The organism is Mucilaginibacter gynuensis (assembly GCF_039541195.1).
GTDB classification, from domain to species: Bacteria; Bacteroidota; Bacteroidia; order Sphingobacteriales; family Sphingobacteriaceae; genus Mucilaginibacter; species Mucilaginibacter gynuensis.
Genome location: NZ_BAABFT010000027.1, coordinates 1 through 23,886 on the forward strand (window position 1 = coordinate 1; position 23,886 = coordinate 23,886).

Sequence of the window (23,886 nt, forward strand, 5' to 3'; positions counted from 1 at the left end):
CAACTTTTCCTGGTGGCTTTTCTTCCCTTGCATATTACAAGATAAGAAACACCTCGCCTTTCATTATTAATGTCTTTTCAACATTGTGTTAGTTGTGCAACAGCCACTTTCTCTCAAAAGAAAAAAGAACCAAAAAAGAAAAGTCGCGGCTGCGCAAGGAACTATTAAAGTTTCTGCTTTGGCAAGGATAGTGCTACCCGTTCCTTACGATGCCGCATTTTTTTGGGGTATGTTAGGGTAGTGCTTTTGCATGGCGAGAACTCACCCGCCTATGCTTCGCTGGGCGACCCTCTCTTGAATGCATCGTTAAATTGGTACGAGGAGAAACTACTCTCTTGAGCGATAGCGAAAAATCTTCTGTATTGTAATAAGGAGCAGGCATGCAGTGTGAAGAAGATCTCTCCCTACGGTCGGATGACAGATGGGGAAGCAAGTCTTTTACCAATCATTCCTCCCCGAACTCCGCGAAAAACTCCTTACCTCAGCGGTAAAATCAGTAAAGAAGATATCTTATTACATTTCTAAGGGAGAAGAAAGCGATACAGTTGTGGGTTGCCCGATGATTAAACCTTAATATAATCAAACCTATTATTATCACGACTTTTTTCGCGGCGCAATTTATTTTCGTTGGCCAGTTTAAGCAGGATACCTGATAGCTCGGATGTTTTAAAATCCGAATCATACTTTTCCTTACAATACTCGGCTATGGAAGCAATTGAACGGGGCTGATTAAAAAAATCGGTAGCCAGTATCTGGTTCAGTACCTTGGTAGCGCCCGGTTTTTTGCGGTGTGCAGCACCGTCAGTATCGTGACCGTTCTCTTTAAAACGACGGCTCTTTTTAAGCAGGTAATCCGAATTTTCGTGTTCGGCACGGTCGGCATCAATCAGTACGTCGAATAGCTTTTCGGCTATGCGTACCTGTACCGCTTCAGATTTAAATGTATTTACAACCTCCGAAATCTCGGCTAATTGCTTTTTCAGTTTTTCAATTTGTTTGCTCATGATAGTATGCGTTAGGTAGCTGCATCAAAAATTTCAGTATGGCATAAAGCGCAAAAACAATATTCCACACCGCATCAATACCTGTATAACAGCGTATTAATATCAAACTAAAACGTTATTAAACGATAATAGTATATTTTTGATTAAAAAAAGCCTGTATTGTGTCAAAAACGCATTCTTGTAGCAATATTATTACAGTTTTACATAATATTAATAACCTTCTCTAATACGCTGAGGCCCTCATCAATATGATCTGTACCTATAATAAGCGCCGGCCTGAAACGTATGGTACGCTCGCCGCAGCCTAAAAACATTACGTTGTGCTCAATACCCTTTTCAATAAAGTTATTGCGGGTTTCCTTGTCGGGGAAGTCGAAAGCGGTGAGTAATCCTTTGCCTCTTATGTTGCTGATGAGCGATGTTTTGGTGGCTATTTTAGCTAATTCGTGCTGTAAGTAATTACCGGATTGCGCGGCATTGTCGCACAGGTTATCTTCATATATTATTTCTAATATTTTTGTCGCCCTTACCATATCTACCAGGCTGCCGCCCCAGGTTGAGTTAATACGCGATGAAACCTTAAAAACGTTCTGCTCTACCTCATCAATACGCTTGCCTGCCAGTATACCACATACCTGCATCTTTTTACCAAAAGCGATAATATCCGGGCGCGCGTTTTCCCCGAAATGTTCGTGGCACCAAAACTTGCCGCTAAGGCCTACACCCGTTTGCACTTCATCGTAAATCAACAGGGCTTCATACTCATCGGCCAGTTGGCGCAATTGCTCGGCAAACTCCTTGCGCATATGGTTATCGCCGCCTTCGGCCTGTACGGGTTCTACAATTATGGCGCATATATCATCCTTGTTTTCCTCGAACGCCTGTCTGATCTCGGCGACTGATTTAGCCTCCCGTTTTAAAAGATCGGCGTGTGTTTCATCGCTATGCGGAAATGTTACCGCAGGGAACGATACCCGCGGCCAATCGAACTTGGCATACCACTTGGTTTTAACCGGCAATGTATTGGTAAGACTAAGCGTATAACCCGAACGGCCATGAAAAGCATGTTCAAAATGCAATACTTTTAGTCCTTTTTCCTGGTTGTATCCTTTGGCGAAATTCTTTTGAACTTTCCAGTCCATAGCCACTTTGAGGGCATTCTCAATAGCGAGGGTTCCGCCAGATATAAAAAAGGCATGGGGCAGGTAATCAGGAATGCCCACCTTTTCAAACGTATCCACAAACTGCGCATACTGCGTGGTGTAAATATCCGAGTTTGATGGGTTGGTTAATGCCGCCAGCATGAGGTTCTTTTTAAACTCATCATCGTTAAGCATTTTGGGGTGGTTATAACCCAAAGGCACCGAAGCGAAACAGGTAAAAAAATCGAGCAGGGTACGTTTATTCTTGGCATCATAAATATATACCCCCTGGCTTTTTTCCATATCAAAGGTAAGGTCGAAACCATCGGCCAGGATATGTTTTTGCAAGGTGGCCTGCACATTTTCGGGAGATATTTGCAACTGGTACATATAATTCGGGTTTACACAAATCTAACAAAAACGGGTAAATAACAAAGTTTAAGGGTTTTGAACTTTCTTAAACACTTCAGCAATATATCTTTGAACATACAATAGTATAAGTCAGTTTTCGGGTTGCTGTACATATTTACTGTAAACTAAGGCAGCTATCGTTAATTATAACAGTTGTATAATATTTTATTTAGAACGAAAGAATGTTGTTACATTGCAGTGTTAGAAATTTGACGTTGTCACGAATATTGCAATTTGCCCGTGTTGATCAGTTCATTGTTTGTAAAATTTCGATCTTTAAAAACAAATCAATCCGATTTGTGATTGTAATTTCTTGATATTGACAAAGTTGTTTTTAGCAAAGCATAAGTAAGTAAATATTGTTAAATGAGTAAAATTGTAAATACTGTGCCGCCATCCAGCCACCCGCTTTTACCAAAAACGCCTACAGGAATAAACGGATTAGACGAAATTACAGGAGGAGGTATCCCGTTGGGTCGCCCAACACTGGTTTGCGGAGACGCAGGTTGTGGGAAAACCTTAATGTCGATAGAGTTTATTGTGCGCGGCGCTATGGAGTTTGACGAGCCGGGCGTGTTTATGGCTTTTGAAGAAAAAGCTGATGAACTGGCCATGAACGTAGCCTCATTAGGGTTTGATCTGGACAAGTTACAGGCCGAAAAAAAGATAAAGATAGATCATGTTCATATTGATCGCAGCGAGATAGAAGAAACCGGCGAATACGATTTGGATGGTTTATTTATCAGGCTCAATTACGCTATTGATAGCATTGGCGCTAAAAGGGTGGTATTGGATACGCTGGAAAATTTATTTTCGGGCCTTACTAACCAGGCCTTGCTGCGCGCCGAATTGCGCAGGCTGTTTCACTGGCTGAAAGAAAAAGGTGTCACCGCCATTATTACCGGCGAGCGCGGCGAAGGAAAACTAACCCGCCAGGGCTTGGAAGAATATGTATCAGATTGTGTGATTTTGCTCGACCACAGGGTGATCAATCAAATATCAACCCGCAGGTTAAGGATAGTAAAATACAGGGGATCTGTTCACGGTACCAATGAATATCCGTTTTTAATTGATGAGGAAGGGATTTCTGTATTACCGGTAACCTCATTAAAGTTGGAAAAACCGGTATCGTCTGACAGGGTTTCGTCGGGCATACCTGCGTTAGATAAAATGCTGGGCGGCCAGGGCTTTTTTAAAGGCAGCAGCATATTGGTATCGGGCACGGCGGGAACCGGCAAAACCAGTATTGGCGCTTATTTCGCCAATGAAACCTGTAAGCAAGGGAAGAAATGTATTTATTTCGCTTTTGAAGAATCGCCTAAGCAGATTATCCGGAACATGCATTCTATTGGTGTCGATCTTCAACAATACGTTGACAATGATACGCTGAAATTTTTCGCATCGCGCCCAACTTTATATGGTTTAGAAATGCACCTCGTGGCTATGTATAAAGTTATAAAGTCGTTTAAACCCGAGGCTATTATTTTAGACCCTATCACCAATTTAATCACCGTAGGTTCAGTAAGTGAAGTTAAAGCTATGCTGATACGGCTGATAGATTTTTTACAGGAAGAACAGGTCACGGTAATGTTCACTGCCTTAAGCTTAAATAACATTGTTAACGAACAAACCGACGAAGGAGTATCATCATTGGTGGATGCCTGGTTGCTGGTGAGGGATATTGAATACAACGGTGAGCGGAACCGCGGAATGTATATCATGAAATCGCGCGGAATGAAGCACTCTAACCAGGTAAGAGAATTTGTGATTACCGATAAGGGTCTCGATTTGGTGGATGTTTATTTAGGACCGGATGGAATACTGACAGGATCAGCACGTGAAGCACAGATGTTGCAGGAACAAACCGGCGAAGTGCTGCGTGACCATGCCGTTAGCAGAAAAGACAGGGAAATATTGCGCAAACGCAAAGTATTGGAAGCCAAAATATCGAGTTTGCAAACGGAGTTTGAATCGGTTGAGGAAGAACTGAACAAGGTTTACGAGGAAGAAGAATTAATTAAGAACGTAGCTGATAAAACCCGTACTGAAATTACCCAAATGAGGCGTAATGATAAGGGTTAAATTAAAAGGAATAGAAACAAAATACGAATGACTGAAGTTAAAAAATATGAATTAAGATTATATGTTGCCGGCAATACAACAAAATCGGTTGCTGCATTGTCTAATCTTAAAAAATACTGTGAAGAATATTTGAAGGGGCAATATGTAATTGAGGTGATAGATCTTTTGGTGCAACCGCAATTAGCCGAGGGCGATCAAATATTCGCTATCCCTACGCTGGTACGCAAAGTTCCGGAACCAATACGCAAAATTATAGGCGACCTGTCAAATGAAGAAAAGGTTCTGGTAGGTTTAGATATAAGGCCAGCATAATTAATATTAAATGACCGAGCAAGAGGAAATACCCAATGATCACCAGCCTGTAAAAGATGTTTACTTATTACGTTTGTTTGTAACAGGTGCTTCCCCTAACTCGTCGCGTGCAATAACTAATTTGAAAGAAATTTGCGAAACGTATTTAAAAGACAAATATGAGCTGGAAATTATTGATGTTCATCAGCAGCCCACTGTTGCTGAAGATGAGCAGATTATTGCTTTGCCAATGCTTATAAAAAAATCACCTGGCCAGGAACGAAGGCTTATTGGCGACATGTCTGATACTGAAAAAGTTTTGCAGGGGCTTGGTTTACAAAATGGCTAAATATATGGACCAGGCTAAATTAACAACAGAAGAACTGCTGGCCGAAATGGCTGACCTTCGTATACAACTGGAGGAGGCGAACGATACTATACAGGCAATTCGTACAGGGCAGGTTGATGCGTTTGTTTTAAAAGGAGAAAACGGACATGAGCTTTACACGCTTAAAACCGCCGACCAAACTTACCGTGTTTTTATCGAGAAAATGAATGAAGGCGCGGTTACACTTAACCGCGAGGGTGTTATACTCTATAGTAATTCGCGCTTTGCCGCTATGGTAAGCTCTCCCTTAGAAAAAGTAGCAGGCACAACATTCGACAGATTTATTTCAGATGATGAATTAGATAAATTTGCCAGGGTGATTGGTAATGGCTGGGAGGAGGATTGCAAACAAGAAATAAACCTTACTGCCATTACGGGTGAAATAGTTCCCTGCCTTTTATCGTGCAACGCGCTTGAATTGGATGAAGGTATGGCGTTAAGCCTAATATTAACCGATCTCACCATACAAAAGAATGCAGAAAAGCAATTGCAGTTAAAAAATGACGAGCTGGCAATTGCGCACAACGCTGCCGAAAAAATGAATGATGAACTGGAGGATATTGTAAAAGAACGTACCAGCGAATTACTCATCAGTCGCGAACATTTTAAGTTGCTTGCCAATAATATACCACAAATGACGTGGACGAGTTTGCCCACCGGCGAATTGAATTTTTACAACAGGCAGTGGTATGATTATACCGGGCTTGATTTGCAACACGAGCGGGAATACAAATTTGAGGACATTGTACATCCAGACGATCTGGAGATCACCAACCAAAAGTATAATGCCGCTATTGAATCCGGCAATATCTTCGAGGTAGAAAACCGTTACCGCAAAGGTACAGACGGCTCTTACCGCTGGCACCTTAACCGGGCTATACCACTATGGGATGAGGCTGGCCACATTATTTTATGGGTGGGCACTGCAACCGATATTGAGGAACAAAAGCAGCAGATGCAGCGGAAAGATGAATTTATCGGTATCGCGAGCCATGAGTTAAAAACTCCGCTTACCAGTTTAAAGGGCTATCTTCAGTTACTTGGCACCTATAAAAAGGATGTGCTGCCGCCAACAATAAAAACTTATATTGAAAAGGCCAACCTGGCTTCAAATAAATTGCAGCACCTCGTTAACGACCTATTGGATGTAAGTAAAATACAAGCTGGGCGATTAGAGTATCAGTTTGAACGCTTCGATATATCAAAGGCACTTGCAAGTTGTATTGAAAATGCCCGCCATATTTATCCTGATAATATCTTTTACGAAAATGTACAACCGGATATTATCATTTCAGGTAACGCAGAACGACTGGAGCAGGTGGTGATGAATTTTATAAATAATGCTGTCAAGTACTCGCAGGACGATAAACGGATCATCATAACAACCGAGCGCTTGCAAGGCTACTTGCGGGTATCCGTAACTGATTTCGGTATTGGTATGTCGAAAAAAGAAATAGGGCGGGTGTTCGAGCGTTTTTATCGGGTTGAGGATATGAAATTCATGGCCAGCGGTCTTGGCATGGGTCTTTATATATCTACCGAAATTATTAATTCTCATAAAGGTAAAATTGGTGTAGACAGCGAGTTAGGAAAAGGATCTACCTTTTATTTCGATTTGCCTTTATAAGCGTTTTTACATTCTCTCCTCTCTTTCCGGAAATAAATTGCCTATAAAATCCGTAAACTTCCATACCCGATAAAGTCGGGTTTGCGATAATTTAACTATCTCGCAAACCTCCGCACAAAAAAGTGATGGACAATATTGGCAATAATAATGTGTGAAATTTAGTGTGAAATATTGTCCAATATATCACGATTATTAACTAAAAACTATATCGAACGAACATAATGAACAACCAATTGTAAAGTATTTAGAGCCATGCGAATGAATTAATAAAAGCTTTCATTACTTTTAGGGCACTATTATAAACTAAAAATTAATATCCTTACCTGTGAGATTTCTTGTTACATTCATATTTATATTGGTATTCGGTTTTTCAAATGCCCAAACCATTGTTAACAGCAAAGGTGTTAAGCATACCTGCAAAACAGATATACTTAAAACGGTGGTTGACGATTTTAAATCGGACATAGGCGATGGCTACACGTTTGAAGATAAGCGCACAACGATCCCCAAATTTGTGAACCTGCTTAATAAAGATTTCAAGACAAGGTATTTCAGCAATTTTTGTTTCGTAGAGTATTCTTCATTCAGGGCTATTAAAGATGATGAAGACCTCCACTTAGGCCTCATCAGTATAGGGTTTGATACCGATGCTAAAGCAGATAGGGCTTTACGGATTGTTAAAAACACAGGCCGTAGTAATTTCAGATTAAAAAACCTTACCATGTTCACTTATTACAAACGGCAGAAAAGCCTGGTCATTATTTTTTCCGAAACCGGCGATAAGAAACCGGTTAACGCATTTTTGGCTAAACGCAGTATTAAGCGTGTGGCTATCTGACAACACGCTGAAGTTTCACCATTCAAAACTTATCGCGCATCCCTAATATCCCCCACAACCCGCCGGTATGTATGGCGAGTATGCGGCTGCCGGGCTTAAACTGGCCTTTCTCAATAAGGTCAAACAATGCGTAAAACATTTTGCCGGTGTAAATAGGCTCAATTAATATGCCGGTTGATGCAGTGAACTGCCTGATGAAATCAATCAATTCCGGTTTGGTTTTGCTGTAGCCGCCAAAATGATAATCGGTATGCAGCTGATATCCGGAAGGGCTTAGCAAAAAACGGTCGATCTCTTCGCGCATAAATTCGCCGTTCTTAAATACGGGGACGGCATTAAACCGGGTATCGGGTGCGTGTTGTTGCAGGCCGTTGATAATTCCGGCGGCTGTTGTTCCTGTTCCGCAGGCGCAAATAATATGGTCGAAATGTTGGTCAAGTTCGGTTACCAGTTCGCTGCAACCCTGCGCGCCTTCGGCGGATGCCCCGCCTTCATCTATAAAAAAGGCATCGCTGTCACAGCCAAAATACTTTTCGAACAAGGCCGGTTTATCGCGATAGCTGTCCCGGTCGGTAAATAACAATTGCATGCCGTGTAGCTTGCACAAAAACAAGGTATCGTTCTCTACTTCCTCGCCCCGCACAATGCCCGTGGCTTTAAACCCGAATTTTGCAGCAGCGGCAGCCGTTGCCAGCAAATGATTAGAGAATGCTCCGCCGAATGTTACCAGGTGGCTTTTGTTTTCGGCCTGCGACTTCTTCAACAGGTACTTCAGTTTACGCCATTTATTGCCCGATATCAGCGGGTGAATCATGTCGTCGCGCTTTACAAAAACTTCTACCTCACGGCTTTTAAACAGCTCATGATGAATTTGCTGCACCGGGCTAAAAATTTCGAGGCTGATATCCATACTGCAAACTTATAAAAAACTACTGGGTGAGATACAAGAGTTAAGAATCAAGATACAGGACGCAATACGATCTTGTTTCCTGACTCTTATTTCTGTACTCTTAAACGCTATGCGTTTATCAGGAATAACCTTACTTTTGCGCAAATGGCAAACGAAGATGAACTGATAGAACAGGAAGAGCAGGACTTGTACGAGCACCTGCGGATTGTGGTTGATAAGGGTCAGTCGTTGTTACGTATTGATAAGTTTTTGATGCACCGTGTGGAGAATGCTTCGCGCAATCGTATACAAAACGCCATTGAGCTGGGTAATGTGCTGGTGAATGATAAGCCCATTAAATCGAGCTATAAGGTAAAACCGCTGGATGTAATTTCGGTGGTATTGCCGCACCCGCCTCGTGATACCGAGGTATACCCGGAAAACATCGCCATCAATATTGTTTACGAGGATGATGATGTACTGATAGTGAATAAAAATGCCGGTATGGTAGTGCACCCGGGTTATAATAATTACACGGGCACACTGGTTAACGCGCTGGTATATCATTTTCAGCAATTGCCGACACTGCCGGGTAACGATGGCCGCCCGGGACTGGTGCACCGTATTGATAAAGACACATCGGGTTTGCTGCTGATAAGCAAGAACGAGCGGAGTATGAGCTACCTCGCCCGCCAGTTTTTTGACCATAGCATTACCCGTAAATACATCGCGCTGGTATGGGGAGATCTGCCGGAGGATGGTACCGTTACAGGTTACATTGGCCGCAGCGTGGCCGATAGGAGGGTGATGTCAATTTATGATGACCCGGAGAAAGGCAAATGGTCTGTAACGCATTATAAAGTGTTGGAGCGATTAAACTATGTTACGCTGATTGAGTGCCAGCTGGAAACCGGCCGCACCCACCAGATCCGCGCGCACATGAAACAGATTGGGCACCCTTTGTTTAGCGATGCTACTTATGGCGGCGATAAAATATTAAAAGGTACCGTGTTTAGTAAATACAAACAGTTTGTTGAGAACTGTTTCGAGCTGATGCCGAGGCAGGCGCTGCACGCCCAAACCCTGGGTTTTGTGCATCCGTCCACCAAAAAATATATCCATTTTGAAGCCCCTCTGCCACAGGATTTTGAAAGCGTTTTGGCTAAATGGCGCAAATACACCAATACCGATAAGGAAGTATAAGCGTTAAATAGGTATAAAATTAACGTATTATAACCGAAAAATTAATACAAAGCCACAATCACAAACTAAATCTTAAACTAATTTCTACCTTTAACAATGCCTGTTTTTATCAATTTTAATGGTGAAATACTACCTGCGGATAGTAAGGTGTTTACTATTGCCAACCGTGGTTTTAGGTATGGCGATGGTTTGTTTGAGAGCATGCGTATGATGAAAGGACAGCTGAAATTTGCCGACCTGCATGCCGATCGCCTGCAACGGGGAATGAAGGCGCTTAAAATTGATGGTTATTCGCAAATGGATGCCTGGTTCCTGAAAAATAAGGTAGAGGAACTGGCCATTCGTAATAAAGCGAAACATGCCCGTATACGGCTAACGGTATACCGCGACGCCGAGGGTTTGTATGCGCCCAGCACCAGTAAAATGGGCTATTGCCTCGAATTGCAGCCCCTGGATGAGCCAAGGTATTTCCTGAATCCGAAAGGTTTGATCATGGATATCTTTACCGATCTGCCTAAGCCATCTAACTATTTGTCGAATATCAAAACCTGCAACTCGCTCATCTACGTAATGGCGGGCCTATGCAAACAGCAAAACAACCTTGATGATGTGTTTTTGCTTAACCAGGCAGGGTATTTGTGCGAGGCCAGCAGCTCAAACGTGTTTGTAAACTACAAAGATCACCTCTATACCCCGGCTTTAAGCGAGGGCTGTGTAGAGGGAGTAATGCGGCAGGTGATCATCAATATTGCCAAAGCGAATAACATAGGCATCACCGAAGCGCAGATCAATCCCGAAATACTGTACGAGGCCGATGAGGTATTTTTAACCAATGCCGGGCGTGGTATACAATCGGTAATGGGCTTTGGCGTGAGGCGCTACTTTAATCGCCAAAGCAAGGCGCTGATGGACGAGTTGAATAAACTATAACGATACCGTACTATCTTCAGTAATCTCGGCCAGTATACCATCCCAAAGATCAATTCTTGCCTGTAAGGCGGCTTTAACGGCTTTGGTAGCTTCGGCCCATTTGGTTTCGTCGGTGCCGCAAAGTTCGGCAGTCATCTGGTAGGCCAGTTGTGAGTGATGGTCACCGTCAACTTCAATATGGCGTTCCAGGTAATATAATAATATATCTACTTTGCCCGGCAGGCTTTGGCTCAGTTCTTTCACCATACTGATGAACATGTCCGGTATCAGGTCCTCACGGCCAAAAGTAAATACCGCTGCCTCTAAATAGGCTTTACCGGTGCCGATCACCTCAAAGGTGTGGCGTACAAAATCGCGCGCGGTATAAGGTATTGCGTCATCAGTTAACGCCTGGTTAATGGTTTTGCCGGTGCTTAGTTCAGCAAGCAGGGTTTTAATGCCCTCAATATTGCCACCAGCCTGCTCCATAGCGGTAAGGTATAACTCGAAATGACTGGTACGATTGCCAGCTTCGTCAACATCGCTTTCTTCGCCGGTTACAATTTCATTGATGAGGTAACGGGTATTGGCGCTGCCCACGGGTATCCATGGTACGGCGGTGCAGGTAAGTTTTTGCTGTAACGATTTTAACAGCGACATGAAATCCCAAACAGCGAATACATGATGTTCCATAAACAGGTTCAACTGGTTAATGGTGCTGATGTTGGCATACAAAGCGTGGCCGGTAAGCTGGTCGCGCAGTGGTTGTATTTCAGTTTTTAAACGATCAATGTAAGGGCTGTTAATCATGCTGTTTTTTAATAATCCGGCAAAAGTAACAGCATTTTGGTTTGTTGATATCTTTTTATTGTTAAATTTTTTTAACCAAGCTGTGCCAACATTTAATTTGAAATACTGTTATACTAACAAACCACAATTTACATGCTGCTACTTAATATACTTCCGCCTGATGGCGCAGCCTTATATACCGAAACCAATATGGCTCACCTGTTTCCCGAGCCCTGGAACATGATAACATCTGGTTTATTTCTGATCCCCGCGTTTTACTGGCTCATTAAGTTTAAAGGTTTTGATAAGCGTTATATCTTCCTCAGTGTAGCATCGTGGATGCTGCTCATTGGTTGTGTGGGTGGTACGGTATATCACGCTTTCAGGCAGTGGCGCTTTTTTATGTATATGGATTGGGTGCCTATCGCTGTGCTGTGCCTGCTGGCCAGTGTTTACTTTTTAATAATAGCAACCGGGAAACGTATTTACGGTATAGTCGCTTTAATCGCTTTCGGGCTGATAGAGTTTGGCCTGCACCAGCTTTACCTGGCGTATGATAAGCATATTATGTTTAGTGTTAACTACGGCGTAATGGTGCTCATGATTGTATTGCCGTTGCTAATGGTGCTTATAAAAACAAGATGGAGAAATGTGTGGCTGGTCGCGGGGGCTTTTATAGCTTTTGGTTTCGCGCTGTTCTTCCGTATTATTGATACATGGGCCATTATACCAATAGGCACCCATTTTTTATGGCATACCTTCGGCGCCATAGCTACTTCGCTTATCTTTTTATTCATCTACAAGCTTAATACCTTCTCGTTCCGCAAAAAGAGACGACATGGGGAGGATGCCCTTGTGCTGCCTTTGTACAATGAATTTGATGAAGGACTGGATGACGACATAATGGAAGGCAAAGCATCCTAATTTGCATCTGTTAATTGCAGATGAAGTTTTGCAATGCTATATTTAGGCATGAAAAACCTGTCACAATTAATTATACTTCCGATACTGGTAGTTTGCGTTTGCCTGGCGTGTAACAGCAAACAAAAAACAGCAGATAGCACCGATGTTGAAAATATACCGGCGGCGCTAAAAGACGAATCTTCGGATGTGTTTATTAGTAAAAGAGTTTCAGATTCCAACCTGATGACGGCAATTTACAGAGATATAGCCGGGAAGGATAGCTCGTTAAGTAAGTTTGAAGACGAATTGGCCGGGTTTAAAAAAGCTAAAGCCGACACGATCCAAAAGTTCAAAGCATATTACGAAAAGGCAGATGAATACTATACATCAGCCGTTGATGCTACAAAACAAATATCAGATACTTTGCTTAGGCAAAAGATGCTCGCCATTATAAAACAGAGCCAATCCGGGTACACCGATAAAACAAAGCGTTTCCAATCGCTTATCAATGCCATCGAGCATCAGAATACCTCTATTGATGATTCATATACATTATTGCAGCTGGTGGTTTCGCTCCCCGAAATTGAAAAATATGAAGATGGCGGGATTGCGCAAAATAAAGGCATAGCCGTAGTTGAAAAGAAAGCCGGTAAAGTGTTACGCCATACCAAGCAACTGGCTAATAAATATCAGGAAAAATTGATTAAGAAATAAGCCATCTTACCCGTCAGCAAACAGCTTCGGGTGAAAGCGTGCAGAACGATGTTGGCCAGAGCGAAAAGGCGGCATAGTGAACTTGTTGCATGTGGGGCAGGTAAGAGCAGTGGGGCAAAAGTTCCAGCCCAAAGTTCTGCACGTTTTGCAGGGTGATTGCCTCGTGCGGCAAAGAAGCCTTTTGCTGGACAAGCCGTTATTCGCTGTTTGTTTGTTTTTTATAGGTGCTCATGAGATCGCTTCGCTTAGTCTGTTACTTTTGGGCTCAAAAGTAATGAGGCGCTGCGCCCAAGAGCAGGCTGACACTGATAAAAGCACAACCAAAACCTACGTAGAGATTGCTTCGTTCCTCGCAATGACGTGATGGTAAAAGTCGACTTGTTACAGCTTCACACCCCTCAAAAACTCTTCTATACCCATCCTTTTTTTACCTTCTAATTGTACATCCTTCAGTATCACAAAGCCATCTTTGGCAGCGAATTTCAGGTAGGTTTTATTGTCGGTTAAAAAGCCGCCGGGTTGTATAGCGGGTTCTGTTTCCTGGTATTCGGCTATGTATATTTTAATGTTTTTGCCATTCAGCGTAGTTGATGCAGATGGCGCCGGACTTAAGCCGCGTATAAGGTTGTAAATGCTGATAGCAGTCTGTGTCCAGTCGATAATGCCGGTTTCTTTGGTGAGTTTCGGGGCGTGTTTTAACTCAGTATCTACCGCTATTTGTGCCTGCGGATGTTCGTGGTAACGGCCGCTTTCAATAGCCTTTACCGTTTTTACCAATAGGCCAGCGCCTTTGTTCATCAGACGGTCGTGCAGTTCACCGGCGGTTTCGCTGCCGGTAAGAGTTATCTTTTCGGTGAATAAAATATCACCGGTGTCAATTTCGTGCTTTAAAAAGAAAGTAGTAGCACCGCTTTCCTTTTCGCCGTTTATCAACACCCAGTTAATAGGGGCGGCGCCACGGTATTGCGGTAACAGTGAGGCATGTAAATTAATAGTGCCTTTATGTGGCATGCTCCAAACCACCTCGGGCAGCATCCGGAAGGCTACAACGACCTGCAAATCGGCATTGAGCGCTTTCAGTTGCTCTAAAAACTCGGGGCTTTTCAGTTTTTCGGGTTGTAAAACTTTTATGCCATTGGCCACGGCATATTGTTTTACAGCGCTTTCAGTTACTTTTTGTCCCCGGCCGGCGGGTTTATCGGGCGCGGTTACCACGGCAACAATATTACTGCCATGCTGTATCAGTTCATCTAACGATGCTACTGCGAACTGCGGGGTGCCCATGAACACTATTCTCATATTATGCGATGTTTTTCTTGTAGGTGGATGCTTTTTGTAAAAATAAAGATCAATAGTAAATGTTTGCTTAACGGCCCCGCATTTTACACACTACTGATAAAGCAGGTATTTAGCGCGCGTTACTTTAAATTTACTTAAACCGGGCTCCCAGGTCTGTCTTATTTCATCCTCGGTTTTGCCCTGCTTTATTTGTTCTTCAAGTTTGTCGGTTCCGGCAAGCTTTCTAAAATACGCATTAAAATACACTTTCTTATCAGGAAAAGCCTTATAAAAATCAATTAACCAGGTAAGGTTAAGTTTGCCCGTAGTTTTAAATATGGAGGCATCGTAATTACGAAAATCTATACCGTAACAGGTATTCCCTTTCTGCGGTGGGTCCTCGCTCATGCCGGGGATACTTACCGGAGTGAAGGAGAATTTATACTTGTCTTTCAGCAGCGGGTGCCCAACCATTACAAAGGGCGTCATGGTGCCACGACCCAGACTAAGCACCGTACCCTCAAACAAACAAATGCTTGGATATAACAAAATAGACTGTGCCGAATTTAAGTTAGGTGAGGGGTTAACAGGTAGTACATAGCTCGATTGATGATCGTAGTTAGCCACCTTGATCACCTTCAGCTTGCACTGCACGCCTTTTTTTAACCAGCGTTCGCCGTTTATCATCTGCGCGTATTCGCCAATCGTCATCCCGTGGGTAATAGGGATAGGGTGCATGCCTACAAACGAGCGGAAGGCAGTGTCCAGTATAGGGCCATCAACTGTAAAGCCGTTGGGGTTGGGGCGATCGAAAACCATCAGTTCGATATTGTTTTCGGCACAGGCTTCCATTACATAATGCAGCGTTGATATGTAAGTGTAAAAACGCGTGCCTACATCCTGTATATCAAATATCAGCAGGTTAAGGCCTTTAAGATCTTCAGGCGTGGGTTTGTAATGTTTGCCATATAAAGATGTTACAGGCAGGCCGGTCGCGGCATCCGTTTCATCGCCTATGGTAGCGCCATTACTTGCGTTCCCACGGAAACCATGCTCAGGGCCGAAGATCTTTTTAATGCCGATGCCCAGCTTCAGGAGGCTATCCACAGTTGTGGTTTTGTTTTTACCGATGATGGAGGTAGGGTTAACCACCATGCCGATGTTTTTGCCCTTCAGGTCATTCAGGTAAAGTTCGGTTCTGTCGGCACCCGGAATTATTGTTTTTTCGGCAGTGCTGTTAACAGCAACCGTGTCGGTCTTTTTTGATGGAGCAGCCGGCAGGGGCTGGCTGCAGGTGTTGCTGCCTAATACAAAAGAAAAGGTAGCCAACCGTAAAAAAGCGTTTATATACAACATAATAGGTTCTCCATGCAATTTAAATCATCATAATTAACGTTAAAACCGCATATTTGCGAAGGTACACAAAATCATTTTTGCGTTGAGTTTTTCGTCATTTATAGCAGGTCGTATAACGTTTAAGTCAAAACGTACATTCTCCAAACTGATTGTGCGCATTGCCATTATTGGCATTATGCTTGGCCTGGGCGTAATGATATTATCACTCGCGGTAGTACAAGGCTTTAAACAAGAGATCAGCGTAAAAGTTCGCGGATTTTCGGGCGATATGCAGGTGGTTAATTTCGATTCCAATAACTCCTACGAAATTTCACCTTTTAAGGCCGACGACGACTTTGTAGCCCGCACCCTGAAAAACAACCTCATTAAGCAGGTAATGCCTTTTGCTACCAAGCCGGGCATCATTCGCGCCAATGATGAAATTGAGGGCGTGGTGCTAAAGGGGGTTGACAAGAATTACGATTTTTCTTTCTTTCAGAAGGCATTGCTATCAGGTAAAGTGATCGACTTTACCGATTCGGCGGCTGCCCAAAAACAGATCATGATATCGCGCCATACGGCAGATAGGTTACGTTTAAAAGTGGGCGATAAGTTTATCATGTACTTTGTGCAAGAGCCTTTAAAAAAGCGCCCTTTCACTATATGCGGTATTTTTAGTGCCGGGGTAGATGAGGTTGACCGTAACTTTGTGGTAGGAAACCTATCGGTAATAAGGCGTTTAAATAACTGGGACGAAAACCAGATTGGCGGCTATGAGGTAAAAATAGGCGATATAGATCAAATTGACCGGGCTACCGATATTTTGGAAGCCAATATGCCGCCCACGCTAAAATCGTACACCATAATGGAGCTGTATCCTACCATTTTTGAGTGGCTTGGCCTGTTAGATGTAAATGCCCAGGTAATGCTGATACTAATGTTGGTAGTAGCGGTGATCAACATGATATCGGCCCTGCTCATCATGATACTGGAACGTACAGCCATGATAGGCATGTTTAAAGCACTTGGCGCCAGTAACTGGAACATCCGTAAGATATTTTTATACAATGCCTCATACCTGATAGGGGTAGGGTTATTTTTGGGCAACGTATTTGGCTTGGGTTTAGGCTGGTTCCAGGATAAAACGCATTTCTTCACCCTCGATCCCGCATCATACTACATGAATTTTGTACCCGTGCAAATAGGTTGGTTTGAAGTGGTTGTACTTAACTTGGGTACACTGCTTATTTGTTTATTGGTGCTGATCATTCCATCGACATTAGTGAGTAAAGTGTCGCCGGTTAAGGCGATCAGGTTTAAGTAGGATTCTCTAACTTTGATCCCACTGTACTGAACTTGTTTCAGATGCTCTTATTTATATTCAGCTCTTCGTTAGGTATGGCTATGCTATAATCATCGTTAGTGGATGTAACTTTCTTTTTTCTCTCAAAAAAGAAAGTCACCAAAGAAAAAAATGCGGCTGCGCAAGGAACTTTTAAAGGCTGTGCGTGGGCAGGGCTTGTGCTACCCGTTCCTTACGATGCCGCATTTTTACGGTTAACGGAGGGTTTGTCAGGCTCGGAAGAAACTCTCTTCTTTTTTAATAAAAAAGGATCGATGACCAAAACCACCAATCCTTTCAATATGTTTTTCCACTGACCACTGACCACTGACCACTGACCACTGACCACTGACCACTGACCACTGACCACTGACCACTGACCAACTTATTTTCTTCTTGTTTGAAAGTTCAGCTTCAGGTTTACACCGCCCGCGCCGAAACGGATCTGCTGGGCACCTAAACCGGCCAGCGGGTATTTAACAAATGGCTCTATCACCAATCTGTTGCTTTTACCCAGCGGATAACCTACGCCAAAGGCGAAGTTGAGCGTTTTAGCGAAATAAAAGTTGTTGAAGCTTTTATTGATGTTCTCGTTTTCGGTTTGGTTATTGGCGTAGCTGAACGGGGCCGAATAGCTGAAACGATAGTTATAACTCTCGTTAATAAATGTTCCAGAGCTTACACCTGCCGAAATGTAGGTATCGCTCTTGCTCGGGTTAAACTCATATTTCAGATTCAACGGAATATCGAGGCCCACCAATGAAGCGTTATAATCTTTAAACTCCGGCGGTGCCGTTATACCACTGAACGACTGCTCACGCACCGCGGTTGCCATTAGCGAGGCCTGCGCTGCTACCTTGGGTATTTCGGTACCATAACTCATAGAGTTTTGGGCGATAGATACACCGGTAGAGAACCTGAGTTTTTTGGTAAGTTTAAAGTCGGATGTTAAGCCTGCGCCAACGTTCACCTGGTTATCGCTGCCTTTGGCATAGTTAACATAAGTACCGGCATATACGCCGAAGTGTACCAGTTTATCTTCGTTTTTACTATCTGCAGTCTTTTTGGTATTGCTGGCCATGGCACGCTGTTCCCTCTCGAACAGTTTTTCAATAGCCGATTTTTCGGGCTCTTGCTTAACCGCGGGTTGCGTAGTAACCACAGGCTGTTGTTTTGCAGCAGGCTGATCGTTTACCGCGGGTTGCTGTGTAGCAACGGTTGGCGCATTTACCTGTGGTTGCTGCGTAACGGCATACACCGGCTGTACTTTAGCATTAGCAATAATAGCGGCGCTATCTGTTCCGGCTGTTGCCGTAGTTTTAGCGCTTGCAATAGCTTCGCGCGAATCAAACGTTTGGCTATCTATTGCATTTGGTTGCACAGGGCTAACATTGGTCTGCTGAACCAAAGCTGGTGCTGCCGGCCTGAAAGCCTGTTTAACCCGCGTTTCGCCGCCTGTTGATGCCAGTTGATCATTGCCGGTAGCAGGCACTTGCTTAATAACAGGTTTTATGTTATCTTCAGTTTTGTTAGGCTGTTGAGCTGGTTTTACCAGTTTAACAGCGTAATTATTGGTTTCGGTATTGGCTCCGTCAAAACGGATCCAAAGACCAAGCCCTAAAACAAGCAGGAACACCGCGGCTGCAGAAGCCCACCACAGCCATGCAGTACCGCGATGTTTTGACTGTTCAGGAAATTTTTCCCTGAGCAGCATCCAGCCTTCATCAGCTGAGTCGTCTTCGTAGTTATCGAAAACCTCGCTAATGCGTCTCTTTAAGTCGTCATCAAGCTGATCACTCATAGCTTTGTTCCTCCGTACTTAAAATTTTTCTTAACCGTTCTTTCGCCCTGCTTAAATAAACACGCGAAGAGCTTACCGGTATATCCAACATCGTTGCAATCTCATCATGATTATATCCATCTATTTCGTACAGGTTAAAAATGGTTGACTGTATGGCAGGCAACTCATTTAAAAGCTTTAAAATGTCCTGCGCGTTAAGGGTGCCTACAACGCTGGCGTTGTACCCAATTTGCGGCGCGTCATCTATATCTGTATTCAGCTGAAACTTTAAACCCTTGCGGCGCTGGTCAATAGCGGTATTAACCACCACTGTACGCAGCCACGCCTTAAAGGGTTTATCTTCATTATAGGTGTGTATGTTGTTAAACACTTTTATGAAGGCATCGTTCACCGCCTCTAATGCATCATCGCGGTTAATGCTGTACCTCAAACCAACACCCATAGCATACCCATAGTACTGTTTGTAAAGTACTTCCTGGTATTTTAAGCTGCCTTTTTTACATTGACTGACGATTTCGCTCTCAGTAATGCTTTTGGTTTGATGCATTAAACGCTCCTGGTGCCTGGTGATGTGACGATCCTTATTAGGTAAGGTAAAGGTAAGAAAAGACACGTTTTAGTTTGCCGTTTTTTTCAAATCGTATTGATAACTAAGGGTATCGGAGTAACTGCGCACCATTTGCAGTATATCCCCATCATAGTAAAAACGATATACGCCTACCAGGTGCTTCTTTTTTGAAGTATCGGTTTCTGAATAGGTAACATCGTTAAACTGAATGTAATAATCATTGTTAGAGTAAGTGCCATGGCTGCCAGCGTGTTTGGTAGTATCACCAACTACTTTATAGCCGCTGTCGGCTTTCATGTTCAACTTAAAGGTAGTGGTTTTGATAAGGGTATCGAAACCAGGACCGGTTGCTTTTTTACGGATCACTCTAAATTGCCCGCCAAATTTGCCGGACGGTACAGGGGCTGGGGTATTTTCTTTTGTTTTAAGACATCCGGTTAAAATGCCTCCTAAAATTAAAGCTACCAACGGGGCCACATAAATCAAGTTCTTTTTCATTTCCTAAGCTTTTTTTAACCCGTACGCAGACCGGTTACAAAACGCTACAGCAGAAAATAAAAAAACTTATAATTTTTTTGCTTCGTCCCAAAACACATCCATTTCGGCCAGCGTCATGTCGTGCAGTTGCTTGCCGTTTTCGCGTGCCTTGGTTTCGAGGTATTGAAAACGTTTGATGAATTTACGGTTGGTTTTCTCCAGCGCGTTCTCGGGGTTAATATTGATGAAACGTGCATAGTTGATAAGCGAGAACAGCAGGTCTCCAAATTCGCCCTCGGCCTTATCCTGGTCTATCGGCGTATCGGTTTCTGTATTAAACTCGTTTTTAAACTCCTGCATCTCCTCTTCTACCTTCGCCCAAACCTGGCTTTTCTCTTCCCAATCGAAGCCCACGCCACGGGCCTTCTCCTGTATGCGGGCAGCCTTCACCAATGCAGGTAAGGAGGCGGGCACACCACCTAATACCGATTTATTGCCTTCTTTCAGTTTAATTTGTTCCCAATTGCGTTTTACGTCGGCTTCGTCGTTCACCTCGGTATCGCTGTAAATATGCGGGTGGCGGTTAATCAGTTTATCGCATATGCCGTTCAGCACATCGGTTATAGTGAACTCGTTGGTTTCGGAGGCGATTTTAGCGTAGAAAACGAGGTGCAGCATAATATCGCCCAGTTCCTTTTTTATTTCCTGTGTATCGTTGCCCAACACCGCGTCAGATAGTTCGTAGGTTTCCTCAATAGTGAGGTGGCGCAGGGTTTCCATGGTTTGTTTTTTATCCCATGGGCAATTAACACGCAGATCGTCCATAATGGCCAATAAACGCTCGAACGAAGAAGCAGGGGTATACGCGGTAACAGGAGGAACTAATGGCATAAAGCTGTTTTTTGGTAAAAATAATAATTTAAAGCAGGTGTGTTACAGGTTTTTTGTAGCACGTAGCATCTCGCGTTTGCCGGGTGCTCCGGGCGCCTTCTCTACCTTTAAGCCTAACGCTTTTATGGCACGCTTAAGGTTGCCGGTAATAGCGTAAGTAACAAACACACCGCCGGGTTTTAAAAAGCTAAGCGTATGTGCAATGGCAGTATCATCCCACATTTCGGGCTGATGTATGGCGGCGAAGGCATCGAAATAAATTATGTCATAAAGCTTGGGCGATGTAAAATCTTCCAGTTTACAATGGGCTATTTGCAGCTTGCAATAGTCGTTTAACTCAACAGCGGTAGTAAGCGAATCACTGTACTTACTCAAAAAGCTTCCCCAAAGAGCGTTGGTAGCGTATTGCTCGTATCCCGTCTGGCTGATCATTTCGGGTGTTAAAGGATAGGCTTCGATACCCGTATAATTGAGCGAGAGTTGTTTGCCGCTGCAAAAATCGGCGCTTAATAAAAAATTCAATCCGGTGCCGAACCCTACTTCCAGTACTGATACCTCAGCGATTTCTTTATCAGCCAAAAAGTACCGTAAACCCGAATTTAAAAACACATGCTGACTCTCTTGCAGCGCCCCATGTTTAGAATGGTAGTTTTCGCCCACCTGCGCGTTGTATATGGTATTTGACCCATCGGCAGTAGGTACTATTTTTAGGGGTTCGGTCATGGTAGGGTGTTAAAGGAAAAGTCCGTTTGTATAATTTATTCTTTTTTTATAAAGACAAATTCATCAGATGCTGAATCATGTAATGTTGAAGTTCGGCGTAATTTTAAACCAACAGAAGAGACAACGCCCGAGAAGTTTTGTGGAAATAATAGTAATGCCGGTATTTTACTTTTATCCTTAATATAAAGTTCTTGCTTCTTAACGCCGTTTTGAAACGGTTTACCACTGATGGTATATTTCAACAAACTAAACCGGATGTGCTGTTTGTTTATCGATAAGTTTTTTAATTGTGAGTGGTAATATATAAGTGTTCCGTCTGATAATTTATCATAGCTATAAAATACTCCGTTAACCGAGTTCTTAAGATGGGTAAGTTCTAAACGTGTTGTTGGTTTGTTCGCAACGTTGTGTATAAAGGTTTCTGTAAAAGCATTTTTACCCCCTCCGCTTTGCGACATACAAAGGAGAGGCAATAAAAGAAGTAATAGAGCAAACGATAAATATTTCATTTTTTACTTTTTCACCGCAAACCCATTGATCCGCTCACTCAAATCATACACCGGTACTTGAGTAATTGCGCCCTCTATAATGCTGCTGCCCGCTGCGGAGCGGTAACCGGCCGCGCAGTGTACTACTATCGGTTTACCTGTAGGTATCTCGTTTAGCCTGTCGCGAAGTTCGGGCAGCGGGATGGGGATAGCGTTTTTAAACAGTTTGCCTTTGGCTATTTCGCTGTGGTTACGTACATCAATTATGGTGTAGTTATCGGGGTTTTCCTTAAAATCCTCAAAATTCAGTTCAGGTGAAGTTTGTGTTTGGCCGTCAACATTGTTGAGCGCCGCTTTTATATTTTTCTCGTAGCCAATTTTAGCGGCTTTCTTTATTGCGATGTCTAAAGCTTCACGGTCGGCACCTATCAGGTAAAACTGTTCATCGGCATTTAATATCGAACCTAACCATGTTTCAAATTTTTCGCCATCCTGTAGGTTAATAGCGCCTTTTATATGGCCTTGTACAAAATCCTTTTTAGGGCGGTTATCAATAACCAGCGCGCCTTTTTCAATAGTGGCAGTGTGCGTAATGCCTTCAACACCGGCATTAAATGCACTTGCACCTGCTTTATTGGTTTCTACATCAAAGCCAAAATAACGGGGCACAAAAGGCTGATCGGCAATTAACAGGTTCACAAATTTCAGCTCGTCCATTAGTTGCAGGGCATAGTTTTCGCGCAGTTCGCGGCCTATGGTGCTTTGCAGATCGGGACTCATATTTTTGCCGCATAACGAGCCGGGGCCGTGAGCAGGGTAAACCACCACGTCGGTAGTCAGCTTCATTAGCTTTTCGCGGGTGGAGTGGTACATCTGCTTGGCCAGTTCTTCCTTTTTGGCGGTTACATTACCAGCCGTTTCACGCAGATCCGGGCGACCAACATCACCTACAAACAGCGTATCGCCGGTAAATATGGTGGTATCCCTGCCGTTTTCGTCCTCTACCAAAATACAGATAGAATCGGGCGAATGGCCGGGGGTGTTAATGGCTTTCAGTTTGATATCGACCAGGCTGATCACGTCGCCGTCATCAAACGTTTCGTGCGGATAATCAACATGGGCAACCTTGCTCACGTAAACCGTTGCACCGGTGGTTTGGTGAATTTCCAGATGCGAACTCACAAAATCGGCATGCAGGTGTGTTTCAATAACACCCACAATATCAGCTTCGTGCAGGGTTGCAAGATCGTAATACGGCTGCGGGTCGCGCGCCGGGTCTATCACTATCATTTTGCCGGCACGTATCACCGCGTACGATGCGTGGGCCAGTCCTTTGTCGTAAAATTGATTGATGAACATAATATTGGCGGCAAAGATAAGTGTTTGCCCCGAGTTGGCTAAGTCTGCATAGCCAATTAGGCGGTTCAATAGTATTTTTACATTGGCCCCATAAAAAACGAGGGCAATACAAATGTACCGGCCTCGTTTTAACGAACTTGTATTAAGAAAATTTATACTATGCCCACCCCGCCGCAGTATTGCCGGATATTAGTTTAACGGGCCCGGATATTTTTAGCGGTTAAACCAGTTGATCAGAAATTCTAATCGCGACCGTTTCAAAAGGTCGTGTAATAATCTGTTTACGGACAATACTTTCATAATGCGTTGCAATTAATTACCATACTATAACTTTTATTTTGACGGATTATTGTGTTATGCGGGTTGTATGTTGAGAGTTGTAAGTTGTATGGAGATTAGTGAGTTAGGTTGATGAACTGATTTGCTTGCATGTA

The 23,886-nt window shown here is 43.4% G+C and carries 24 protein-coding genes; 11 read left to right on the forward strand and 13 right to left on the reverse strand.

Annotated elements, in window-relative coordinates; translation table 11 throughout:
* Window positions 1–563: 563 nt before the first annotated feature.
* Together ABD894_RS26970 and lat are read right to left on the reverse strand one after the other, a co-directional pair.
* The gene (locus tag ABD894_RS26970; protein ID WP_345214214.1) at window positions 564–1,004 is read right to left on the reverse strand and encodes a hypothetical protein; all 441 of its coding nucleotides are present in this window, start codon (window positions 1,002–1,004) and stop codon (window positions 564–566) included.
* Between the two features lie 200 nt (window positions 1,005–1,204).
* Window positions 1,205–2,536 (reverse strand): L-lysine 6-transaminase, encoded by a 1,332-nt coding sequence (lat, locus tag ABD894_RS26975; RefSeq protein ID WP_345214215.1) that lies wholly within the window; start codon window positions 2,534–2,536, stop codon window positions 1,205–1,207.
* A 387-nt stretch (window positions 2,537–2,923) separates the two neighbouring features.
* Between lat and kaiC the strand changes: the two genes are divergently transcribed.
* From kaiC to ABD894_RS27000, 5 genes are all read left to right on the forward strand, one after another.
* Window positions 2,924–4,639 (forward strand): circadian clock protein KaiC, encoded by a 1,716-nt coding sequence (gene kaiC / locus ABD894_RS26980; protein WP_345214216.1) that lies wholly within the window; start codon window positions 2,924–2,926, stop codon window positions 4,637–4,639.
* Between the two features lie 27 nt (window positions 4,640–4,666).
* Complete coding sequence (locus tag ABD894_RS26985; protein WP_345214217.1) at window positions 4,667–4,951, forward strand: circadian clock KaiB family protein; 285 nt, start codon at window positions 4,667–4,669, stop codon at window positions 4,949–4,951.
* A 10-nt stretch (window positions 4,952–4,961) separates the two neighbouring features.
* Entirely contained in the window at window positions 4,962–5,279 is a 318-nt protein-coding gene (locus ABD894_RS26990; protein ID WP_345214218.1) for a circadian clock KaiB family protein, read from the forward strand.
* A 4-nt stretch (window positions 5,280–5,283) separates the two neighbouring features.
* Window positions 5,284–6,945: a PAS domain-containing sensor histidine kinase gene (locus ABD894_RS26995; RefSeq protein ID WP_345214219.1), complete on the forward strand. Its 1,662-nt coding sequence runs from the start codon at window positions 5,284–5,286 to the stop codon at window positions 6,943–6,945.
* Window positions 6,946–7,270: 325 nt separating this feature from the next.
* Entirely contained in the window at window positions 7,271–7,783 is a 513-nt protein-coding gene (locus tag ABD894_RS27000; protein ID WP_345214220.1) for a hypothetical protein, read from the forward strand.
* 22 nt (window positions 7,784–7,805) lie between these two features.
* On the opposite strand, the gene ABD894_RS27005 is transcribed toward ABD894_RS27000, so the two are convergent.
* A complete protein-coding gene (locus ABD894_RS27005) occupies window positions 7,806–8,693 on the reverse strand; it encodes a 1-aminocyclopropane-1-carboxylate deaminase/D-cysteine desulfhydrase (RefSeq protein WP_345214221.1) in 888 nt (295 codons plus the stop codon).
* Between the two features lie 144 nt (window positions 8,694–8,837).
* Between ABD894_RS27005 and ABD894_RS27010 the strand changes: the two genes are divergently transcribed.
* On the forward strand, window positions 8,838–9,875 hold the full coding sequence (locus ABD894_RS27010) for an RluA family pseudouridine synthase (RefSeq protein ID WP_345214222.1): 1,038 nt from the start codon (window positions 8,838–8,840) through the stop codon (window positions 9,873–9,875).
* A gap of 96 nt (window positions 9,876–9,971) precedes the next feature.
* Entirely contained in the window at window positions 9,972–10,805 is an 834-nt protein-coding gene (locus ABD894_RS27015; protein ID WP_345214223.1) for an aminotransferase class IV, read from the forward strand.
* Here ABD894_RS27015 and ABD894_RS27020 read toward each other — a convergent pair.
* Window positions 10,800–11,594: a DUF3050 domain-containing protein gene (locus ABD894_RS27020; protein WP_345214224.1), complete on the reverse strand. Its 795-nt coding sequence runs from the start codon at window positions 11,592–11,594 to the stop codon at window positions 10,800–10,802. The genes ABD894_RS27015 and ABD894_RS27020 overlap by 6 nt on opposite strands.
* 132 nt (window positions 11,595–11,726) lie before the next feature.
* Here ABD894_RS27020 and ABD894_RS27025 point away from each other — a divergent pair, with 132 nt between their 5' ends.
* Both ABD894_RS27025 and ABD894_RS27030 read left to right on the forward strand, forming a co-directional pair.
* Window positions 11,727–12,497 carry a hypothetical protein gene (locus ABD894_RS27025; protein WP_345214225.1) on the forward strand — a complete coding sequence of 257 codons (771 nt, stop codon included), beginning with the start codon at window positions 11,727–11,729 and terminating at the stop codon, window positions 12,495–12,497.
* Between the two features lie 48 nt (window positions 12,498–12,545).
* Window positions 12,546–13,190, forward strand: coding sequence for a hypothetical protein (locus ABD894_RS27030; protein ID WP_345214226.1), 645 nt, complete (start codon window positions 12,546–12,548; stop codon window positions 13,188–13,190).
* A 381-nt stretch (window positions 13,191–13,571) separates the two neighbouring features.
* Here the strand turns inward: ABD894_RS27030 and fmt are convergent, their stop codons facing one another.
* Together fmt and ABD894_RS27040 are read right to left on the reverse strand one after the other, a co-directional pair.
* Complete coding sequence (gene fmt / locus ABD894_RS27035; protein ID WP_345214227.1) at window positions 13,572–14,489, reverse strand: methionyl-tRNA formyltransferase; 918 nt, start codon at window positions 14,487–14,489, stop codon at window positions 13,572–13,574.
* A 90-nt stretch (window positions 14,490–14,579) separates the two neighbouring features.
* Complete coding sequence (locus tag ABD894_RS27040; RefSeq protein WP_345214228.1) at window positions 14,580–15,824, reverse strand: exo-beta-N-acetylmuramidase NamZ family protein; 1,245 nt, start codon at window positions 15,822–15,824, stop codon at window positions 14,580–14,582.
* Window positions 15,825–15,906: 82 nt separating this feature from the next.
* Between ABD894_RS27040 and ABD894_RS27045 the strand changes: the two genes are divergently transcribed.
* The gene (locus ABD894_RS27045) at window positions 15,907–17,127 is read left to right on the forward strand and encodes an ABC transporter permease (RefSeq protein WP_345214229.1); all 1,221 of its coding nucleotides are present in this window, start codon (window positions 15,907–15,909) and stop codon (window positions 17,125–17,127) included.
* Between the two features lie 98 nt (window positions 17,128–17,225).
* Window positions 17,226–17,462, forward strand: a complete 237-nt coding sequence (locus ABD894_RS27050) for a hypothetical protein (RefSeq protein WP_345214230.1) — start codon at window positions 17,226–17,228, stop codon at window positions 17,460–17,462.
* A gap of 68 nt (window positions 17,463–17,530) precedes the next feature.
* Here ABD894_RS27050 and ABD894_RS27055 read toward each other — a convergent pair whose 3' ends face one another.
* From ABD894_RS27055 to ABD894_RS27085, 7 genes are all read right to left on the reverse strand, one after another.
* Window positions 17,531–18,946: a porin family protein gene (locus ABD894_RS27055; protein ID WP_345214231.1), complete on the reverse strand. Its 1,416-nt coding sequence runs from the start codon at window positions 18,944–18,946 to the stop codon at window positions 17,531–17,533.
* Entirely contained in the window at window positions 18,939–19,559 is a 621-nt protein-coding gene (locus ABD894_RS27060; protein ID WP_345214232.1) for an RNA polymerase sigma factor, read from the reverse strand. Before ABD894_RS27060 ends, ABD894_RS27055 begins: the two co-directional genes overlap by 8 nt.
* 3 nt (window positions 19,560–19,562) lie before the next feature.
* Window positions 19,563–20,012: a hypothetical protein gene (locus ABD894_RS27065; RefSeq protein ID WP_345214233.1), complete on the reverse strand. Its 450-nt coding sequence runs from the start codon at window positions 20,010–20,012 to the stop codon at window positions 19,563–19,565.
* 66 nt (window positions 20,013–20,078) lie between these two features.
* Window positions 20,079–20,882, reverse strand: coding sequence for a nucleoside triphosphate pyrophosphohydrolase (gene mazG, locus ABD894_RS27070; RefSeq protein ID WP_345214234.1), 804 nt, complete (start codon window positions 20,880–20,882; stop codon window positions 20,079–20,081).
* A gap of 42 nt (window positions 20,883–20,924) precedes the next feature.
* The gene (gene mnmC2, locus ABD894_RS27075) at window positions 20,925–21,605 is read right to left on the reverse strand and encodes a tRNA (5-methylaminomethyl-2-thiouridine)(34)-methyltransferase MnmC2 (RefSeq protein ID WP_345214235.1); all 681 of its coding nucleotides are present in this window, start codon (window positions 21,603–21,605) and stop codon (window positions 20,925–20,927) included.
* A 35-nt stretch (window positions 21,606–21,640) separates the two neighbouring features.
* Window positions 21,641–22,114, reverse strand: a complete 474-nt coding sequence (locus ABD894_RS27080; protein ID WP_345214236.1) for a hypothetical protein — start codon at window positions 22,112–22,114, stop codon at window positions 21,641–21,643.
* A 3-nt stretch (window positions 22,115–22,117) separates the two neighbouring features.
* Window positions 22,118–23,521 carry a rhodanese-like domain-containing protein gene (locus ABD894_RS27085; RefSeq protein ID WP_345214237.1) on the reverse strand — a complete coding sequence of 468 codons (1,404 nt, stop codon included), beginning with the start codon at window positions 23,519–23,521 and terminating at the stop codon, window positions 22,118–22,120.
* Between the last annotated feature and the right edge of the window lie 365 nt (window positions 23,522–23,886).

What these genes read in the sequence shown, in the direction of transcription:
- ABD894_RS26970 (WP_345214214.1), bottom strand. Translation starts at nt 1,004, where the DNA reads ATGAGCAAACAAATTGAAAAACTGAAAAAGCAATTAGCCGAGATTTCG.
- lat (WP_345214215.1), bottom strand. Translation starts at nt 2,536, where the DNA reads ATGTACCAGTTGCAAATATCTCCCGAAAATGTGCAGGCCACCTTGCAA.
- kaiC (WP_345214216.1), top strand. Translation starts at nt 2,924, where the DNA reads ATGAGTAAAATTGTAAATACTGTGCCGCCATCCAGCCACCCGCTTTTA.
- ABD894_RS26985 (WP_345214217.1), top strand. Translation starts at nt 4,667, where the DNA reads ATGACTGAAGTTAAAAAATATGAATTAAGATTATATGTTGCCGGCAAT.
- ABD894_RS26990 (WP_345214218.1), top strand. Translation starts at nt 4,962, where the DNA reads ATGACCGAGCAAGAGGAAATACCCAATGATCACCAGCCTGTAAAAGAT.
- ABD894_RS26995 (WP_345214219.1), top strand. Translation starts at nt 5,284, where the DNA reads ATGGACCAGGCTAAATTAACAACAGAAGAACTGCTGGCCGAAATGGCT.
- ABD894_RS27005 (WP_345214221.1), bottom strand. Translation starts at nt 8,693, where the DNA reads ATGGATATCAGCCTCGAAATTTTTAGCCCGGTGCAGCAAATTCATCAT.
- ABD894_RS27010 (WP_345214222.1), top strand. Translation starts at nt 8,838, where the DNA reads ATGGCAAACGAAGATGAACTGATAGAACAGGAAGAGCAGGACTTGTAC.
- ABD894_RS27015 (WP_345214223.1), top strand. Translation starts at nt 9,972, where the DNA reads ATGCCTGTTTTTATCAATTTTAATGGTGAAATACTACCTGCGGATAGT.
- ABD894_RS27020 (WP_345214224.1), bottom strand. Translation starts at nt 11,594, where the DNA reads ATGATTAACAGCCCTTACATTGATCGTTTAAAAACTGAAATACAACCA.
- ABD894_RS27025 (WP_345214225.1), top strand. Translation starts at nt 11,727, where the DNA reads ATGCTGCTACTTAATATACTTCCGCCTGATGGCGCAGCCTTATATACC.
- ABD894_RS27030 (WP_345214226.1), top strand. Translation starts at nt 12,546, where the DNA reads ATGAAAAACCTGTCACAATTAATTATACTTCCGATACTGGTAGTTTGC.
- fmt (WP_345214227.1), bottom strand. Translation starts at nt 14,489, where the DNA reads ATGAGAATAGTGTTCATGGGCACCCCGCAGTTCGCAGTAGCATCGTTA.
- ABD894_RS27040 (WP_345214228.1), bottom strand. Translation starts at nt 15,824, where the DNA reads ATGTTGTATATAAACGCTTTTTTACGGTTGGCTACCTTTTCTTTTGTA.
- ABD894_RS27055 (WP_345214231.1), bottom strand. Translation starts at nt 18,946, where the DNA reads ATGAGTGATCAGCTTGATGACGACTTAAAGAGACGCATTAGCGAGGTT.
- ABD894_RS27065 (WP_345214233.1), bottom strand. Translation starts at nt 20,012, where the DNA reads ATGAAAAAGAACTTGATTTATGTGGCCCCGTTGGTAGCTTTAATTTTA.
- mazG (WP_345214234.1), bottom strand. Translation starts at nt 20,882, where the DNA reads ATGCCATTAGTTCCTCCTGTTACCGCGTATACCCCTGCTTCTTCGTTC.
- mnmC2 (WP_345214235.1), bottom strand. Translation starts at nt 21,605, where the DNA reads ATGACCGAACCCCTAAAAATAGTACCTACTGCCGATGGGTCAAATACC.
- ABD894_RS27080 (WP_345214236.1), bottom strand. Translation starts at nt 22,114, where the DNA reads ATGAAATATTTATCGTTTGCTCTATTACTTCTTTTATTGCCTCTCCTT.